12 protein-coding genes are annotated in these 18,024 nt (G+C 42.7%); 9 read left to right on the top strand and 3 right to left on the bottom strand.

What is annotated here, in order from left to right; translation table 11 throughout:
* Positions 1 to 22 precede the first annotated feature (22 nt).
* From L1286_RS12680 to L1286_RS12655, 6 genes are all read left to right on the top strand, one after another.
* A complete protein-coding gene (locus L1286_RS12680) occupies positions 23 to 5,965 on the top strand; it encodes a DNA repair ATPase (RefSeq protein ID WP_235407421.1) in 5,943 nt (1,980 codons plus the stop codon).
* A gap of 261 nt (positions 5,966 to 6,226) precedes the next feature.
* On the top strand, positions 6,227 to 7,483 hold the full coding sequence (locus L1286_RS12675; protein WP_235407420.1) for an efflux RND transporter periplasmic adaptor subunit: 1,257 nt from the start codon (positions 6,227 to 6,229) through the stop codon (positions 7,481 to 7,483).
* Positions 7,484 to 7,497: 14 nt separating this feature from the next.
* Positions 7,498 to 8,232, top strand: coding sequence for an ABC transporter ATP-binding protein (locus L1286_RS12670; protein WP_235407419.1), 735 nt, complete (start codon positions 7,498 to 7,500; stop codon positions 8,230 to 8,232).
* Positions 8,229 to 10,661: an ABC transporter permease gene (locus L1286_RS12665; protein WP_235407418.1), complete on the top strand. Its 2,433-nt coding sequence runs from the start codon at positions 8,229 to 8,231 to the stop codon at positions 10,659 to 10,661. The genes L1286_RS12670 and L1286_RS12665 overlap by 4 nt, the downstream gene beginning before the upstream one ends.
* 78 nt (positions 10,662 to 10,739) lie before the next feature.
* Positions 10,740 to 12,065, top strand: a complete 1,326-nt coding sequence (locus L1286_RS12660) for a sigma-54-dependent transcriptional regulator (RefSeq protein WP_235407417.1) — start codon at positions 10,740 to 10,742, stop codon at positions 12,063 to 12,065.
* The gene (locus L1286_RS12655; RefSeq protein WP_235407416.1) at positions 12,062 to 13,345 is read left to right on the top strand and encodes a sensor histidine kinase; all 1,284 of its coding nucleotides are present in this window, start codon (positions 12,062 to 12,064) and stop codon (positions 13,343 to 13,345) included. Before L1286_RS12660 ends, L1286_RS12655 begins: the two co-directional genes overlap by 4 nt.
* Before the next feature lie 98 nt (positions 13,346 to 13,443).
* Here the strand turns inward: L1286_RS12655 and L1286_RS12650 are convergent, their stop codons facing one another.
* Positions 13,444 to 14,637 (bottom strand): CobW family GTP-binding protein, encoded by a 1,194-nt coding sequence (locus L1286_RS12650; protein WP_235407415.1) that lies wholly within the window; start codon positions 14,635 to 14,637, stop codon positions 13,444 to 13,446.
* A gap of 364 nt (positions 14,638 to 15,001) precedes the next feature.
* On the opposite strand from L1286_RS12650, the gene L1286_RS12645 reads away from it, so the two are divergent.
* On the top strand, positions 15,002 to 15,199 hold the full coding sequence (locus tag L1286_RS12645) for a hypothetical protein (RefSeq protein ID WP_235407414.1): 198 nt from the start codon (positions 15,002 to 15,004) through the stop codon (positions 15,197 to 15,199).
* A gap of 55 nt (positions 15,200 to 15,254) precedes the next feature.
* The gene (locus L1286_RS12640; protein WP_176716731.1) at positions 15,255 to 15,422 is read left to right on the top strand and encodes a hypothetical protein; all 168 of its coding nucleotides are present in this window, start codon (positions 15,255 to 15,257) and stop codon (positions 15,420 to 15,422) included.
* A gap of 474 nt (positions 15,423 to 15,896) precedes the next feature.
* On the opposite strand, the gene L1286_RS12635 is transcribed toward L1286_RS12640, so the two are convergent.
* Positions 15,897 to 16,811: a permease gene (locus tag L1286_RS12635; protein WP_235407413.1), complete on the bottom strand. Its 915-nt coding sequence runs from the start codon at positions 16,809 to 16,811 to the stop codon at positions 15,897 to 15,899.
* A gap of 105 nt (positions 16,812 to 16,916) precedes the next feature.
* On the opposite strand from L1286_RS12635, the gene L1286_RS12630 reads away from it, so the two are divergent.
* Positions 16,917 to 17,210: an ArsR/SmtB family transcription factor gene (locus L1286_RS12630; RefSeq protein ID WP_235407518.1), complete on the top strand. Its 294-nt coding sequence runs from the start codon at positions 16,917 to 16,919 to the stop codon at positions 17,208 to 17,210.
* A gap of 176 nt (positions 17,211 to 17,386) precedes the next feature.
* Here the strand turns inward: L1286_RS12630 and sigZ are convergent, their stop codons facing one another.
* Positions 17,387 to 18,001, bottom strand: a complete 615-nt coding sequence (gene sigZ, locus L1286_RS12625) for an RNA polymerase sigma factor SigZ (protein ID WP_235407412.1) — start codon at positions 17,999 to 18,001, stop codon at positions 17,387 to 17,389.
* Positions 18,002 to 18,024: the final 23 nt, after the last annotated feature.

Below are 18,024 nucleotides of genomic sequence, written 5' to 3'. Positions count from 1 at the left end.
GTGTACAACAGGACAGTAAACTATGACGGATTCTGCAAACAATGCCGCACTTGAGCAAGGCTCTTACGACCTAATCAAGCGCCGATTGAGCAACTCAGGTGCTCAGCTTCGCAAAGACATTGACACCTTAAATCAAAACCGAATCGACACATTTGGCAGCACCGAGATCAAAGTAAAAGGGCGTGCCAGAGTAAGAACCGAACATAACTGTACTCCTCGTGATATCGTACTCATTGGCGATAAATTGATATTTGCCTACAACGTTTTCTTAGGTCTCAAAAAAAATATTCATGTCAGCGATGTGTTTAGTGTTCAAAAACTGGTTTATCAGGATGACCACTATGAAGTTGAAGACTACCCGAGTGAAACAAAGTTTCTGACTGATAATCGCTTTTTACGCGATTTTGAAGAGCTTTATACGTATTACAAAGAAACGCACCTCCAACACTTATATCAGCAAAATGGTAAATTGTTCGCTGTATTTCAGATTGGCGATAAGCTCACTGATGTACGAGTATTTCGTTGGGAAATCGCTGCGGATAATACCCTAGATTACATTGATAACCGTGGTGAGCGAGATATCAAGGGCAATCAAGATTATGATTTTGAATGGATAAAGACCGATCGCTCTGATCATGTGGAAGGGCGCCACCCACATATTAATATTCTTGACCGTGTTTTTGTTGAAACGGTTGGTGGCGACTTAACCATTAAAATTGAGAGCAACACAGAAAGTGGCGAAGGGATCTATGCTGACCCCGTCGATGATAAAAATCAATCGCTGGCAGATTGTGACGTTGAGTATGCGCAGCTGGGTGAAATCATTCTGCTGAAGGTGCTACCATATCGAGAAAAAGTATGGCGTCACTATATTTTCAACTGCATTACTCAAAAGGTGATTCGCCAAGATGCAATTTCAGATGCGTGTGTGCAGTTGCCCGACGATCATGGGGTGATCTATCCGGGTGGCTACTATTTGCAGTCTGGACAAACACGGCATTTTGATGACCAAATTGAAAATTTAGAGTTTCATAAACAAATCAAGTCGCCTAACGGCGAAGATGTACTGTACGTCTTTTATGAACCAACAGAAGGTCGTTACGCGCTGTTTGCGTACAACCTTATTGAGAAAAACCTGCAAAATCCGATTTATTGTCATGGCTACGGCGTATATGATGATGGTTTGACTATTACGTTCAAAGCTGAAAAAGAAGAAGCTGAGCGTGTACACCCGATTCAGGTTTGGGATAGCCCATTTTGCTCTGTCGAATATGCGGCCAATGCTCCGACGCCGACAAGTATGCTGGGCAAGATTGGTAACCCAGATTTGGTCCGCGGGATCTCAGACCTGTACAGTGTATGTAAAGCGATCAGTGAACAAAACCCGAACGTATCGCACTACGAAAGCCTTATCTCCCTCACGCGCAGTATATTGGACAGATATCACTGGTTGGTGGAAAGCGACTTCTCTGCACTCAATGGGCAACTTCATGAAATCTTTGAAACCTCAGAGCAAGTGCTGGATGAATTTGAAAAAGTAAGTCAAATTCAAGAGACTGCCAAAAAAGCATTGGCGGATATTCAAGCTCAGTATAAAGATATCACCAAAGAAATACGTCCAGATAGCTTTAAACTTGCCACCGAATTTGTCACCGGCCTTGAGTCCTTAAAACAGCTCAAAGGCAAGATTATTAGCCTCGAAGACGTTAAGTATATTAATCTTGAGGCGCTTGGTGAACTGCAACAGCAGTTGGATGAAAAAACACTTGATTTAAGCCAGGCAACTGCGCAGTTCTTGCAGCAAGATACAGCATTGGCGCCCTATCACGAAAAGTTAGATGAGCTGACTGAACTGAGCGAAAAAAGTGACAGTGTCACTGAATTAAATGGCTTTTTGGAAGCACTTGATACGCTGGGTGGAGAGCTTGACCTGCTCAATCACACAATGCTAGATCTTGAAATAGATGACAGCCGAGTTAGGACTCAAATCTTAGAAGATGTCAGTGGAGTCTATGCGCTGGTCAATCGAGCCAAAGCCAGTATCGAAATTCGCAGAAAGAGCTTAGGTAGCGTAGAAGCCAAGGCCGAATTCGCGGCTCGTTTCAAGTTGTTCAGCCAAAGTATTACCAGCAGCTTAAACAATGCACGTACACCAGAGCAATGTGATGAACAGCTGTCACGTTTGCTGATCCAACTCGAAGAGTTGGAGTCACAATTTAGCGAATACGATGAATATCTCGCTGAAATCATGGCTAAGCGTGATGATGTTTATGAAAGTTTTGAAGCGCACAAACAGCAACTGATTGATGAAAGGCAGCGCAGAGCGCTAAACCTTGCAAATGCCGCAGAGCGAATTCTTCAAGGTGTAACTAGACGCGCTCAAAGCTTTGCTGAGATAGATGAGATCAACAGCTATTTTGCATCGGATCCGATGATCAGCAAGTTGCGCAGTTTGACTCAAGAACTCAAAGAGCTGGGCGATGAGATCAAAGCGGACGACATCCAAGCGAAACTGAAAGCGTGTAAAGATCAAGGCATACGTTCACTGCGAGATAAGCAGGATATATATAGTGATGGTGGAAACTCGGTCAAAATTGGTAAACACAGTTTTGGTGTGAACAAACAGTTGCTAGACCTTACTTTGCTACCTCGTGATGAAGACTTGATGTTCCATTTGACTGGCACGGAGTACTTCGAGTCAATTCAAGACAAACAGATTCGGGAAAAACTACTCACTTATCGCCCTTATTGGCAGCAAAACTTAGTTTCTGAAAACCACGATATTTATCGGGGCGAGTTCTTAGCAGCCCAAGTATTAAAAGCTGCGAATGAGGCAGAGCATAGTCTGACTTTTACTGAACTCGAGACGGCAATCCAAGAAGAGCGCATTTTGCCTCTGGTGCAAAAATTTGCTGAACCTCGCTATCAGGAAGGCTATGAAAAAGGCATTCATGATCATGATGCAGCGATGATTTTGAGTAACTTACTGGGGCAAAAGAAAGCCTTGGGACTGCTTATTTACCCCAGCTCAGCGCGTATTGTTGCACACTTGTTTTTCTGCCAAATTGAGCCCCAAATACAGGCCAAGTGGACAGAACAATCAAAGCAAGCTGAATTAATGTCTCGCATGCTCGGAGATACGCGTTTCCAAGCCCAACTCGTAGATTCTTTGAGCACTGAAATTGATGCCTTTGCGCGCACACAATTAGTACAGTACTTGGCTTACTTACCTAAGCTCTCTGCTAATTTGAGCGCAGAGTACCTAGTTAAAGAACTCGCAAATCAGCAAAAAGACGTCTGTTTTGTAATGTCTGATAAAGTTAAAAAAGTATCAGAGCAGTTTACGAGTGTGGCCAAAACCAAAGGGTTCACCAACTCTCTCAATGAGACACTGAATACGCTCGCATGTATACAAGAGCAAGCGATTATGATGGCCAGCTGGTTAAATGCCTATGGGCTGCAGCAAGCTTCCAATACCGAAATTGCTCAAGATGTTTTGCTTGAAGCGGCGAACGTATTACTCTTACAACACCTTAAGGTTGCCAAGTTTGTTGCTCAAGACGTCGCTATTTCAAACTTTATTAATGGGCTGCTTGGGCAGCATAGTAGAATTGATGAACAAGCACTCACGCTGGATTATTCAGAATTTTACGCTCGAACGTCAGATTATCTGATGCAGCATGTTGCTGGATTTACGCATTATCATGAAATTAAATCTGAGATTCTGGTGGAGCAGAAAGCGCGTCTACAGCTAGATGAATTTAAGCCAAGACCGCTGAGCTCATTTGTTCGCAATCAACTTATCGACAAAGTGTATTTTCCAATTATTGGAGACAACCTCGCCAAGCAAATTGGTGCGTCAGGCAGCAATAAGCGAACCGATTTGATGGGGATGTTACTGCTTATTTCACCCCCGGGTTATGGTAAGACGACGCTCATAGAATATGTTGCAAACCGGTTGGGGTTGACCTTTGTTAAAGTGAATTGTCCGTCTATTGGCCACGATCAGGTTTCACTGGATCCGGCGCAAGCGATTAATGCCACGGCTGCAAAAGAAATTGAGAAAATCAATCAGAGCTTTGAGATGGGCAATAATGTCATGCTCTACTTGGATGATATTCAACATACCAACCCAGAGTTTTTGCAGAAATTTATCTCTCTGTGTGATGGCTCAAGACGCATTGACGGCGTTTGGAATGGGCAAAGCAAAACTTATGACTTGCGCGGTAAAAAGTTTGCTGTCGTGATGGCGGGTAACCCGTACACCGAATCGGGTGAAAGTTTTAAAATTCCAGACATGTTGGCGAACCGTGCCGATATATATAATTTGGGCGATACGCTGTCTGGGTGTGAGCAGGAATTTGCAATGAGCTTCATTGAAAATGCACTGACTTCCAATCCGGTGTTGGCGCCTTTAGCGAACCGCAATATGGCGGACTTATATAAGCTAGTTAGGATCAGTGAAGGGGAAGACATTTCTTTAAATGAGCTTGAGCACAATTACTCCCAAGCGCAGGCCAATGAAATCGTCTCAGTGTTACAAAAACTGATCACCATCAGAAATACGGTGTTGAAAGTCAATGCGCAATACATCGCTTCAGCAGCGCAAGATGACGATTACCGAACTGAGCCACCATTCAAGTTGCAGGGGAGCTACCGTAACATGAATAAGATGGCGGAAAAGGTGGTCGCTGCGATGAATGAAGTGGAACTTGAAAATCTTATTCAAGATCACTATCGCGGTGAAGCGCAAACCTTAAGTAAAGGCAGTGAAGAGAATTTACTGAAGCTGGCTGAGCTAAGGGAGACATTAACGGATGAAGAACGCACAAGGTGGGCGCAAATTTTAGCGGACTATGCGTTGTTAAATAGGGCAAATGATGCGGGTAGCCCAGTATTGTTAGCCGTTGAGCAACTAGGCGAGCTAAATGCGTCATTGTCGAGTATCGCAACAAAGTTAGATAAAGAGCAGTTGAGTCATGATTATTCTCAGTTACTCGAAAGCTTGACGAGTACGGTGAAAACTCAAGATCTTAAGCCAAGCATAGAGACGCTTACCAAAACACTCGATAGAGGTACTCAGTATTCACCTTTAACAACGTCATTTGAAAAGTTGACTGAATTGTTAGGCAATCAACACAGCGAATCGCTCACACAAAAAGTGCACAGTGCTGAGCATGCGATGGACAAGCAAGAAGCACTATTCACGCGACTAGGTAGTGAACTGAATCAGGTGTCTCAAGCATTAGCGAAGCAGTCAGAGCTACAGCAAGTGCAAGTGGAGCAAGCAAAACAAAAAGAGGTGGATGTTGCGGATACGCAACAGGCACATTCTGTGGCGGTATCTAAAGTCAGTGATGCATTGAACAAGCTGTGTGAATCGCAACAGGCGCAGGTTGAGCATGCTAAAAAGCAAGAAACTGTTCGTGAGAGTATCATTGAACAGTTGGCTAAAATAGCCCGTCTACATGAAGCGCAAAACCCTGCTCAGCACCAAGCAAAGCAAGCAGACTTGCTACTGCAAATCAATGAATCTTTACAAGATGTCGCGTCTCAGCAAGGGACACAGCAGGGCATCATGGCATTGACCGAACGATTAGCGCAGTCTCAAAGTACACTTGAGTCGCAGTTAGTCAATGTGCTTAAAGAAAATCAGCAAGCGTTTTCGACTAAAGCGCAAGTGCACAGCACGGCGTTAGAGCAGTTAGCAGTGCAGATTGCGCAGGTGAGTGAAATTGCCAATGCGCGTCAATCTACGCCAAGTGATGAGGTCGCGGTTGCGTTGAGTGAACTAGTCAATAGCACGCTGCCTCAGTTGATTGCCAGTGCCAACGAGCCAAATGGGCTCGGCCCCGAGCTTGGCCGCAAGGTGGATGTTATCTTGGAGCGCCTTGCGCGCATAGAGCGTATGCCATCAGGCAGTCAACCCCCAGCTCAAGGTGGGGATAATCCATATATGCTTTAACGCATTAGGAAATAAAAAAGCCGGCACTTTAGCCGGTTTTTTTTGTATGTAAAGCCACATTAAAGTAAATGATAACGCCTGTATCGGCGTTTGAATTTTCTCGTCCTCTCACGGCCTGTGTATTTCCCATTTTTATTTATTAGTCCCATATATGGGATTAAAAACGGATTTAAAAACACTTAAACAATATAAAAAACAGGTGCTTACATTTTGGTACGCATTTCGCTCTTGTCCTTTAAATTTTGATTAGTAAGGGCGAGTATGGAAATCAAAGACTCAATAGCAAAAAGTAATAAGCGAGCAATGCCTTTCAAGCAAGGCGTTGTCGGGTTAGCGAGTATCGTGGTATTTGTCGCATTTGCATTTACAGATCTTCGTGAGGAAAGTGTAGAGCAGCGTGACTTAGTATTTGCGCAAGTACAAAGTGGTCCTTTGGAATTGGTTGTGTCGGGGTTTGGCCATTTACGTTCTAAAAATAGCCGGTTTATTACCTCGAGTCGACTAGCCCAAGTCGAGGAGGTTTTGCTGTTACCCGGCAGCCGTGTGACCTCTGACTCGATCATCATGCGTTTATCAAATCCAGTACTACAGCAGGCACTGATGCGCAGCCGATTGGCATTGGCAAGGCAAACTGCAAGTTTTGAAGCATTAAATCTGAGCCAAAAAAGTGAGCTTTTGTCCTTACAAGGACAGCTAACATTATTAAGTAGCGAGCTTGTTAACGCGCAATTAAGAGAGGAAGCAGAAGCAAAGTTGATCTCCAGTGGGATAGTTTCAACATTAGACCATCGTCGCTCTGAGCTGGCGGTGGAGCAGCTCAGTGAGCGGGTTGAACTTGCCAAACAGCAACTAGAACAAACTAGAGCATTACATGCTCAGCGACTGAATGTTGAGCGAAAATTAATAAATGAACTGGAGTTGAGCTATCAGGCAGCCAAAGACGATGTTGACAAGTTACAAGTAAGAGCGGGCATTAATGGCATGCTGATGGAAGTAAATATCGAACAAGGACAATCAGTGCAAATTGGTGCACCTCTGGCCTTAGTTGGCAGCGAGCGAGCGTTATTAGCTGATCTACATGTACCTGAGAAACAAGCAAGTCGAATCGAAATAGGGCAGCTGGGGACGATCAATACCTTCAGTGGAGAAGTCAGTGCAAAGGTCAATCGAATTGACCCAGTGGTCAGAGAAGGGCGCATCTTAGTTGAGCTCGAATTGATAGGAGCGCTGCCGGATAACGCGCGGCCAGCGCTATCTATAGAAGGTAAAGTGCTCACTGAAAAACGTGCATCAGCACTTTCTATACAAAAGCCCAGTTATGTCTCTGAGCTGAGCAGTAGCGCAATGTTTGTTCTCAACCCCGACACAAATCAACTAGTTAAAACTCAATTGGAGTTTGGTAAACTCGCAGGCAACGCCATCGAAATTCGATCAGGTGTCAAGGCCGGCGAGCACGTCGTAATTTCGGATATGTCTGATTTTAAACATCTCGCGCAAATAACAATAAATCACCAGTAATAAAGGAATCAATCATGGCTAACACACCTGTAATCGAGTTAATCAATGTATCAAAAGTCTATGTCAGTGGCGGTGTCGAAACACAGGCACTGAGTGATATTAGTTTAAGTATTCATCAAGGCGATTATGTGGCAATCAGCGGCCCATCAGGCTGTGGAAAATCGACTCTCTTAAGTTTGATGGGACTACTCGACGATATTACCGAAGGGTGCTATAAAATCGAAGGCGTGGATACGCAAAGCCTTGACATGGACACGTTGGCTGAACTCAGAAATCTACACATCGGTTTTATATTTCAATCATTTAACTTAATTGATGAGTTGAGTGTATTTGACAACGTTGCCCTACCTTTAATCTATCGTGAAGAGTCGTTGAGTCAGCAAGAAATCGCGGACAGAGTGAATAAAGCACTGTCAAAAGTAGAAATTGCTCACCGTTCACAGCATAAGCCTAATCAACTGTCTGGCGGTCAACAGCAGCGGGTTGCCATTGCTCGGGCGCTAGCGGGAAAACCAAGTATCTTGTTGGTGGATGAACCAACAGGTAACTTAGATTCAAAAAATGGCGATGCCGTCATGGCAATTTTAGACAGCTTAAATGAACAAGGCACGACCATTTGTATGGTAACTCACGACCCGCGCTACGCAGGCTACGCGAAGAGACAAGTTAAATTGTTAGATGGTGCAGTACTGCAGGACCAATCTGTAGATCAACGAGCCAAAGACTACCAAGCGGAGGAGGTGTTATGAACTTAATCCGTTTCAACAATCAATTGAAGCTGGCTATTCAGTCACTACGACAGGCAAAAGGGTTTTCCAGTGCAATTATTCTAACCTTGTCACTGACGTTGGCGTGTTTCTTTGTCGTGATGAGTCTTGTTAGCAGTTACTTTGTTAAACCGCTAAACGTCGAAAATGAACCGCGTTTAGTGATTGTTGAGCAAGACAATGTCTATGAGGATAATAATAGCCCTGGATATCAAAGCTTCCAATCTATAGAGCACTGGTATAAAAATAATCAAGTATTTGAAAAGGCCGCGGCGGTTGTCTCAGGGCAAAAAATTATCAGGAATTTGCCTGGCCAGCCTAAGGTTGAAGTCACTTTTGCGTCAGATGAATACTATGAGCTGTTTAAAATGCCTATCCTACTCGGCAGACATACTGAAGCTGTGAGTCATTTGGGTGAAAAGCGACAAGAAGTGGTGATCGCTTATAACTTTTGGCAAAAATATTTCGACGGTGAAAGTACGGTAATTGGGAAGACGATACAGACCAATGAGGCGCAGTTCACCATTGTTGGTGTTGCAGAAAAAAGCTTTAGTGACCCTTTTATGTTTAACAAAGGTAAAGGGCAAATTTGGTTTAAATTCAGTGCAGATAATCGTTACTACAACGAAGAAAACCCAAGCCCCTGGTACAATCTTTTTGGCACACTCAAATTAGTGGGTGTGTTAAAAGAAGGGGAGACGAATAGTTCCGCACAAGTACAATTACATCAATCGTTGCTTGCAATAAAAGCCCAATGGAAAGCGGCGTTTCCAAATATTGTGGACTTGGTGCCCATTGTCACGAGTTTTAGAAAGGCGGAGTTGGGTGACAATAATTATTTGGCAATATTACTGTTTGCTGGGGTGACGGGGTTAGTCTTAATTGCACTGCTTAATGTCAGCAATTTATTCGTCTCACGCGCTGTGGTAAAGCACAAGCAACTTGCATTGCAAGCCGTGCTTGGCGCTAAACGCCGAGTGATATTTCAAAGTATTTTACTAGAGACATCAGTGCTTATGGTGTTGTCTGTTGTCATCGCCCTCTTTTTGGCGGCGTGGGGCATCAAGCTTTTTAAATCGTTAGGCATGGGATTTTTGCCACTGGTGTCCAGCTTGTCGCTTGATTCTATGGTATTAGTGAGTGCTTTATTATGTTGTGTCGTGTTTGCTTGGCTATTTGCGTGGGTTTCGAGCCGACTAATTAATTTCTCGCAGTTAAGGTCTCAAGTTCAGTCTTCAGGCAAAGGTGCAGTGAGCCAGATTAGCGGTAAAACTGTCAAAGTCATGATTGCGGTGCAGCTATTTGTGGCCTCTTGTCTAGTGATTGGTTCAACCATGGTGTTAAGTAAAAGTCTTGAAACGCTTCACAGACCACTGGGTAGTGACATAGATAATTTATATGCGGTGCAAATTTATGTGCCTGGATTAGATGAGGAATTAAGCGCGCGGTATAAATACATAGAGTTATATCGACAAGCGCTTTATCAAATCGATGGTGTTACCAAGGTAGGTCATGGTGGGAGCCCCGTAGAATACAATATTCGTGCTAGTACGGTCACAGATATGTCAGGTAAAGAAAGCGTGTTTATTCCACAAGCGTGGGTTGGACAAGATTACTTTGATATGACGGGCCTTAAGATCATTGAAGGGCGTACTTTTAGTGAAGCGGCACTGCGAGGAGAGAAACACGAGTTTTTAGTGACTAAAGCCGTTAACGACCTACTGAAACCCGGTGGTAGTTTATTAGGTGAAAAGTTTTTAAGTTTTGATCCTGATAACCCTGTGGAAGTGGTTGGGATCACTGAAAACTTTAACCACCCGAAATCATTTGGCAAACATCGAGGTCGTCACTTCTGGTGGGCATCGCAGGCTTATGCATTTCCGTATATTGTAAAAATGGAAGAAGGCAAAGTCCTCAATCGCGAGCTCGTTTTCCAAGCTGCACATACCGTAGACGAACGAGCAGGCTTGTGGCGGCTAACAGACTTCGAAAAGGAATACGATTTAATGACGTACATGGAGCGAATCACACGAAACTTATGCATCATGTTGGCATTATTTACCCTGCTTTTAGCTGGCATTGGTATCTATGGGGTACTGAGCTATAACTTGGGGCTGCGACGTTATGAGCTGGGTATTCGCATGGCACTGGGTGCGAAAAACAAAAAACTCTATAAACAGTTATACCAAGATACCATCGTCCCGCTTGCTGCTGCATTTGGCTTCGCGGTGATTTTGTGTGTATTAGGTTATCGGTTGTTTGGAAAGCAAGTTGAGGACTATATGTTGCTCAATCCATTATGGTTATCGGGAGTGTGTATTGGTATATTGGGGTTTGCTTTGTTTGCAACTTTGTATCCAATGAGCAAAGTCCTGCGGGCTAAACCTATGGCGTCACTACGTCAGGAATAAAATACGACTGCAGAGGTACTGAGATGTATCTCTGCTTTATAGGGCCGACCGCTGAAATCACAGAGTCAGTAAGGAAATATGAAAACAGTTTTAATAGTGGATGATTTAATTGACGTGCGTTTAAGTGCACGTATTGTGTTGGAATCTCATGGCTATCGTTGTATTGAAGCAGATCACCCTGACTCTGCCATTGCGTCCATCAGGCAGAATCATGTTGACCTGATATTACTGGACATGAATTTCAGTCAAGACACGACTTCGGGACAGGAAGGTCTGGCGTTTTTGACGCAATTAAAATCGTTGAATTATTCCATTCCAGTTGTTGTGATTACCGCTTGGGCAAAAATTGATTTGGCTGTTCAAGCGATGCAGTATGGGGCATGTGACTTTATCGAGAAGCCATGGAAAAACACCCGTTTACTAGAGTCGGTTCAGAAACTACTGCCGCTGGTTAGTGCCAACAATAATAAAAGTGAAACGTCTCCTCTTGCTTTTGAAACGAATAATAAGCAGCTGCTTGAAAAAGCTCGGCGTATTGCCAAAACGAATGCCAATGTGTTGATCACGGGTGAAAATGGGACAGGTAAGAGCATGCTAGCAGCCTATATTCATCAGCATAGTCAGCGCAACGCTCAAGCTATGGTAAGCATTAACATGGCGGCGATACCTGAAAACTTGTTCGAAAGTGAGTTGTTTGGTCATCGAAAAGGGGCATTTACAGATGCCAAAGCCCACCGAAAAGGACGCTTTACCCTAGCACATGATGCAAGTCTCTTTTTGGATGAGGTGGGTTGCCTGCCGATAGCGTTGCAAGCGAAGTTGTTACGCGTACTCGAAAGTGGTGAATATGAAGAAGTTGGCGGCTCTGCCACACTCACGAGTAATGCTCGGATCATATCTGCAACTAATGCAGATTTAAATAAACTCATTGAACAAGGCACTTTCCGTCGGGACTTACTATTTAGATTGAATACGCTGGTAATTGAGCTTCCTCCCTTGCGCGCTCGCCTTTCGGAGTTACCTGAATTTGCGGCTTTTTTTGTGGCGTCACATACTAAAAAATATGGATTAACGGCACTGACTTTAAGTGAACAGGCTTGTAATAAATTGTTGGCGTATCACTGGCCAGGTAATATCAGAGAGCTGTCTCATGTGTTAGAGCGTGCCGTGATAATGGCAGACGCAAATACCATAGATGCGCATGACATTGTTCTCGACAATCATGGGGAAGAATCGGGTGCGTTACCATTAATGAGTTTGGAAGAAGCCGAGCAAAAGCTCATTGCCAAGGCCATCAGTCATTTTGATGGGCATGTAGTCAAAGCAGGCGAGTTTTTAGGATTGAGTAAGTCAGCCATATATCGCCGAATTGAAAAGTATAATATTCAAGTGAAAGAAATATGATGAGGTTTTCATCTCATTCACTCGAGGCAAACCTGATTAAGTTATTTGTTGTGCCTATAATCACGGTTGCAATAATGGTGATTGGCGTTTCTCTTTATTTTACTTTGGACTGGCTAGAATTGTTGACGTTGGTGATGGTAATACTACTCCCCAGTGTAATTGCGTTATACAAAGCGTATCAAAGTGTCTTTAATACAATTGCCCGAATTGCTGTGCAGCTCGACAGCATCGCCAACGAGGAATTTACAGTATGGCAGTTGGCACAATATCGCCAAGGTAGTATTGCGAACTTAAAAAGTGATTTAAAAACAATCGCGCAACGGATCCAAAACAAACGCTACGAGTATGCGCAAAATGAAGCGTTTGTCTTTGACTTTATCAATGAGCTGGAGCTACCCATATTAGTGCTTGATCACCACTACCAAGTTTACCACTTTAACGGGGCTGCCAATGAGTTTTATGAAGGCTTTGAAATTGCCGGGCGTGATATTCATGCACTTAAATTAGAGCGAAACAATGGCAAATGGCAGGTGAATCATAAAAATCAGCGTTTTAAAGTGGTTGAACATGAGTTGTACAGAGGTGGGCGAAAATACCATTTAATGGTATACGTATCAATTGAGCTTTCCCTAAGGCGCAATGAACAAGAGGCATGGCAGAAGCTCGTGCGCGTGCTGAATCACGAAGTGAGAAATTCGCTTACGCCAATATACTCAATGGCCCAATCTCTTAAAGCGCTTCCTGTGCAAGGCGAAATAGAGTTAAGAGATACCATGCTAGACGTAATAGAAAAGCGCTCAGAGCACTTACTTGGGTTTGTGGCCAGTTATTCTCAGTTGTCGCAATTACCCAAGCCTCATAAGGTGTCTACTTGTGTCGCTGGATTAAGTGATAGATTGCAGGCTTTATTTCCAAAGGTGAACGTTCAGCGTTTGTTTGAGGGGACGCCATCTATCTATTGTGATGTGGAACAACTTGAACAAGCATTGTTGAACTTGGTAAAGAATGCAGAGCAAGCGAATGCGCTTGCTGGAGAAAGTGACATAACTTTGGCAATTGGTCGTAGTGACACGTATTGGTGTTTAGATGTCATTGATAATGGTAATGGCGTGAGTCAATCTGATAACTTGTTTGTGCCGTTTTACTCTACTAAAGAGCAAGGCAATGGTATTGGATTGGTCTTGAGTCGCGAAATTGTGCGTGGTCAAGCTGGAGAATTGACACTCGAAAACCGTCAAGACAAGCAGGGCGCAGTTGCGCGGATATGCTTACCGATATAATGTTGAACGAAATATGATTGGTCAGATTAAATGGCGTCTCAAGCAGTGCTGTTTCAATTCAGCCCTGCTCGGTTGATGCGTGTGTCGTCAAAAGTGCGTTAAACTTTGGCTACATTCGTTGGCCATGGATCTTCGAAAGAGCCGCCATTTCGCCAAAAGTTGAGCTCTTCTTCGGTTAAAAAGCAGGCTTCTAAGGCTTTTACAAAGCTCGACGCTTCGTCTTTTTGACCTATGACAGTGAGACGACAACGTCTGTCGCCAAATCGGCTATCGATCTTATCGATTTTCTTTTTAAGGATATCATAGTGCGCTTGTTCAAGATCTTGTGTTTCGTCTTTTAATATCGGTGCACGCCAAAAGCCGATAACTTCTAATCCGACACTGCCATTTGCTTGGCTCCAAAGCAAAGACATGTCATCTCGTGTAGGTAACCAAAAGAACCCTTTACTGCGAAATACACCGTGTGTAAGGTGCTGGTGACACACCTCCCATAAGCGGGTCGGGTGAAATGGCCTATCGTCACGAATCACTTTGGAGACTATTTTTTGATTCTCTTTACCTGAGAGCGTAAGGGGGGCGTTAACAGTACTGCGAAGCTCAGAAAGTAGCTGTTCAACTAAAAAGAAGTTGTAGTCAGGAAATTGATGAAATTGTGCCACGTCCATATTACCCCAAGCTGTCGCTGAGATGGCAGCGTAAGGGTTAATCGGGTGAATAGCTTGTGCGATCTGCTCTACAGCTTTGTCTGTGAGCTTATCGGTTTTGGTTAAAAATATTTGGTTTGAAAACAAGATTTGTTCTACCAGTAAGTTTTCTATCCCACGTACTTGATTACTTAAGTTTTCTTGCCATTTTGGCACCAAGGATTGAGCAAACTGATAATCATCTTTGAGCCAAGTGGCATCGACCAGTGTCACAACCCCTTTTAAAGCAAAGTCTTTGTTACCTTTAAAAAACTCAATTAAAGGGAGGGGGTGGCTGCTGCCTGAAGTTTCAATGAGGAGCCACGGTGGGTGTACTTCCTTTTTTAGCGTCTTCAACGCTGGTTTTAGTGCCTTTAGGCCTTTTGCACTGCTGATACTGTGTCCACTAATGGTAAAAAAATGGTTACTTTCATCGTCGAAGACTTCTGTATTTTTGATCAGGACACCGTCTACATCAAGCTCACTCATATCATTGACAATGACACCTGGTATGACACCACTTTTAGCTGACTGTGCCAAGAGGCTTCGCAGCAGTGTGGTTTTTCCTGAGCCTAAAAATCCATGCAAGATTGTAACTGGAATTGACATCAACTTTACCTTATCACACCAAAAACCGGTTTCTTAGAAAAACAGAATGTTCAAAAGACACGAGTTGGTGTTTGATTGGAATGGGTTAAAAACTGATATGTTATAACATAAGTTGATATATCTGTAGTTTGGAAAGCTATTTTGTTTGGTTACATTTTTGCTTAATTGGTATTTTCAGTGTCTGGGGCTTATCTCACATTAATATTGTTAGTTTGTACGCGAATCTAACATCACTCACTGTCTTTGCAAGACTTGAAATTTATAAACCGTGGACAAACTTTAGTAATACTACGAAATTGTATTTTAGCTTTAGTTCACCGCAAAGTGTGATCTTGGAGCACGATTACACTTAAAGGAGAAATACATGAGCATGTTTCATATTTGCTACCCGATAGAAGACTGTCACTGGTCCCCTCATGATGATTTACCTACTGATAGACAGCGTACGTCGCTATGTATTGTAAAAATGAACAGGTCAAAGTTTAAGTGTCAATTTGACGGACAATTTCGCGTGTTTGAGTTGCCAAAAGAGTTTGCAGCGCAATTGCATGCATATGTATGATAATAACGTATATCTGATATAAACTGATGTTTATGTAAGTAGGGAGAAATGAACAATGAGTGTTGTATATCGAATATTAATTGCTTTGGTGTTATTGATTTGCGCGATTAGTGCGTATAGCTATGGAAATAGCGCGGGCCTTTTTGGTTTTATTATTCTTGGATTTGTGTTTGAAGGCGCATTTTGGTTAAAGCTGTTTGGCCGAAAAAAGAGTGCAAGTTAGATAAGTAAGTTTTAACTGCGTTTAATCAGACACATTGGAAGTTACTAAGTTCGCTCTCGGCGACAATGTCGTTGCTTGTGATGTTTATGACTAAAGTGAGCGATGAAAATTTCAATGCTTCGCAAGCTATGGCAACTTTGATTAGTGATGTGATTAGTCTATTTTCTTCGCCACAAAGTGGTCTATGGGCACAAGATGTCCCTTTTATCTAGTTGAGAAGAGTGCGACGGATCTATTCATACTAATTGGTGTTTTACTGTGTACTTTTTCTTGTACGAGAGGGGTAGTAAACGCGCCAAGACTGATGAGAGGTCATAGATCTGCGGTTGTCCTTGGTGTATCGATAAGTTTGCTGTGTATTTATTGTTTTCTTTTTTCATGGCATGTCATGGGCTTTTAAATACCTCTTAACTTTGAGTTTTTTACGACTCGCTCATACTTTTAACGCGCTCAGAAAGAGCGCGTTTATCGAAATTAAAAGAGATACTGATATAAAAAACCCGCGCTGATCGCCATAGATAGAATCACAAATAGAAATGCCCAGATCATTTTATTTTTGAAAATTGACTTAAGTAGTATCACTTCCGTTAAACTTGCACCGGCACTTCCTATAATCAATGCCATCACCGCTCCGAGCCCCATTCCTTTTTCTGCCAATGCAGCGCTTAATGGAATGACTGCTTCAGCTCTTATATATAGTGGAATGCCAATCACTGCCGCAAAAGGAATCGCAAATGGGTTATTCTCGCTGGCTACGCTCGCGACAAACTCAGTTGGCATAAAGCCATAAATAAGAGAACCTAACGCGATACCTCCGAATAAATAGGGCAGTACCTTTTTAAAATCTTTCCAAGTACTTATCCAAATTTTTAACCATCTATTTTCAGGTTGAGCATTGTTTCCACAAGTCGTGCCACATCCTTTTTTATCGGGTTCAACATACGCTTCGGGTTTGACATATTTTTCAAATCCGAGCTTTTCAAGTGCTATTCCAGCAATAATTGAAACTCCCATTGCTATCGCAAAGTAAAACAGCGTGACTTTTACACCAAATGTAATCGCAAACAACCCAATAATAATCGGGTTAAGTAAAGGACTGGCGAATAAGAAAACCATCATCGTTCCGAACCCTGCTTTGGCGCGAAGCAGTCCTTTTAAAAAAGGGATCGTAGAACATGAGCAAAATGGCGTGATTGCGCCAAGAAAGCCAGCAATAAAGTATCCTTTACCTTTTTTACTGCTCAAGATGCTCTGTATTTTTGCAGGCGGTATGTATGCTTGCAAAACGCCAACGACATAACTAATAAGTAAAAAGAGTAGGGTGAGTTCTACAGCTAAAAAAGCAAACATGTTGATAGTACTGACTATCATTTCTTGGTTTATAGACATATTTAACAATCCTATATTTCTAGTAATGTGGAAATGTTAGGGCGTGTTATTGGACGTGTCAATATATTTCTAGTATTATCGAAATGTTTTTGGAGAACAATGATTATGACAATTGAAGAAATAGCTAAGGCATTTAAAGAGTTAGGCCATGCAACTAGGTTACTGGTTTTTAAAAGACTAGTAAAAGCAGGCGAAAAAGGCGTGAGTGTAGGAACCCTAAAAGATGAATTAGGTATTCCAAACTCAACGTTGTCGCATCATATTTCCAGCCTGGTATCCGCTGGTTTGATAAAGCAACAAAGAGAAGGTCGCGTGTTATACTGTTCAGTTGAATACGATAAGTTACTGTCTGTCATATCTTTTTTACAAGATGAGTGTTGCATTGACGAAACCAAATAACCAGTGTGTCTATTAAGCATAATGCTTGCAAGGTTTATGGTGCCTCTACCCTTTGTTAGGGGCTGTGCAGAATGCACAGACTTTTGTTTGTTTACCTAAAAAAGAGATTTTTCAGGCTTGCTTGCATTAAACCTTATAACATGACTATTTAGTATGTCAGTTTTTCACTTGCTAAATTAGCGTCGACCACAGTCAGTACAATTGGCTTTACGCTCTCTGAGCGTATCAATTTCTTCGTTAACATGGCTTGATGAATTTATGTCTTTGAGCTGTTTTTTATGGTATTCAATCAGGTTGCCCTGCTTATCGATATCGTATTGACAGCAGGCATTGAACACATCGTGCAGCTCTTTTCGGGCTTTTTGGACTTGAGATTTGAGAGTGGAATAGCTGACATCCATTTCATTTGCCAGCTGCTTTTGTGTCTTCCCCTCTAATTCAATGACTTCAAGAAGAAAAGCACTGTGTTCGGGCAGTTCTTGGATAAAGGGTTTGATACACTTTGCGAGCTCTTTTTTAATGTTACGCTCTTCTTCTTTGTACCAAGCTATTTCTTGTTGCGCGGTGTGGCTTGTGCCACTTTTTCGATAGTAATCCATGACCGTGTTATGTGCAATTTGAAACAGCCACGCTTTTACACTGGTTGGGTTGTGCAGATTTTCAATGGCTAAATGGGTTTTAAGCAATACGTCTTGTAGTAAATCTTCGACGTCTTCTGGATTTGCGACTTTTGTGTGCAAAAATGCTTTTAAACTTTGTCTGTACTGTGCCCAAATTTGTTCAATAGTCATATCGTCATCTCAAAAGTGGCAGC

The sequence above is a fragment of the Pseudoalteromonas sp. SMS1 genome (genome assembly GCF_021530565.1).
GTDB lineage: Bacteria > Pseudomonadota > Gammaproteobacteria > Enterobacterales > Alteromonadaceae > Pseudoalteromonas.
This window is presented reverse-complemented; position numbering and strand designations above follow the sequence as displayed.

Excerpts from the sequence above, each read along its gene's own strand:
- L1286_RS12680 (WP_235407421.1), top strand. The coding sequence starts at position 23 with ATGACGGATTCTGCAAACAATGCCGCACTTGAGCAAGGCTCTTACGAC.
- L1286_RS12675 (WP_235407420.1), top strand. The coding sequence starts at position 6,227 with ATGGAAATCAAAGACTCAATAGCAAAAAGTAATAAGCGAGCAATGCCT.
- L1286_RS12670 (WP_235407419.1), top strand. The coding sequence starts at position 7,498 with ATGGCTAACACACCTGTAATCGAGTTAATCAATGTATCAAAAGTCTAT.
- L1286_RS12665 (WP_235407418.1), top strand. The coding sequence starts at position 8,229 with ATGAACTTAATCCGTTTCAACAATCAATTGAAGCTGGCTATTCAGTCA.
- L1286_RS12660 (WP_235407417.1), top strand. The coding sequence starts at position 10,740 with ATGAAAACAGTTTTAATAGTGGATGATTTAATTGACGTGCGTTTAAGT.
- L1286_RS12655 (WP_235407416.1), top strand. The coding sequence starts at position 12,062 with ATGATGAGGTTTTCATCTCATTCACTCGAGGCAAACCTGATTAAGTTA.
- L1286_RS12650 (WP_235407415.1), bottom strand. The coding sequence starts at position 14,637 with ATGTCAATTCCAGTTACAATCTTGCATGGATTTTTAGGCTCAGGAAAA.
- L1286_RS12645 (WP_235407414.1), top strand. The coding sequence starts at position 15,002 with ATGAGCATGTTTCATATTTGCTACCCGATAGAAGACTGTCACTGGTCC.
- L1286_RS12640 (WP_176716731.1), top strand. The coding sequence starts at position 15,255 with ATGAGTGTTGTATATCGAATATTAATTGCTTTGGTGTTATTGATTTGC.
- L1286_RS12635 (WP_235407413.1), bottom strand. The coding sequence starts at position 16,811 with ATGTCTATAAACCAAGAAATGATAGTCAGTACTATCAACATGTTTGCT.
- L1286_RS12630 (WP_235407518.1), top strand. The coding sequence starts at position 16,917 with ATGACAATTGAAGAAATAGCTAAGGCATTTAAAGAGTTAGGCCATGCA.
- sigZ (WP_235407412.1), bottom strand. The coding sequence starts at position 18,001 with ATGACTATTGAACAAATTTGGGCACAGTACAGACAAAGTTTAAAAGCA.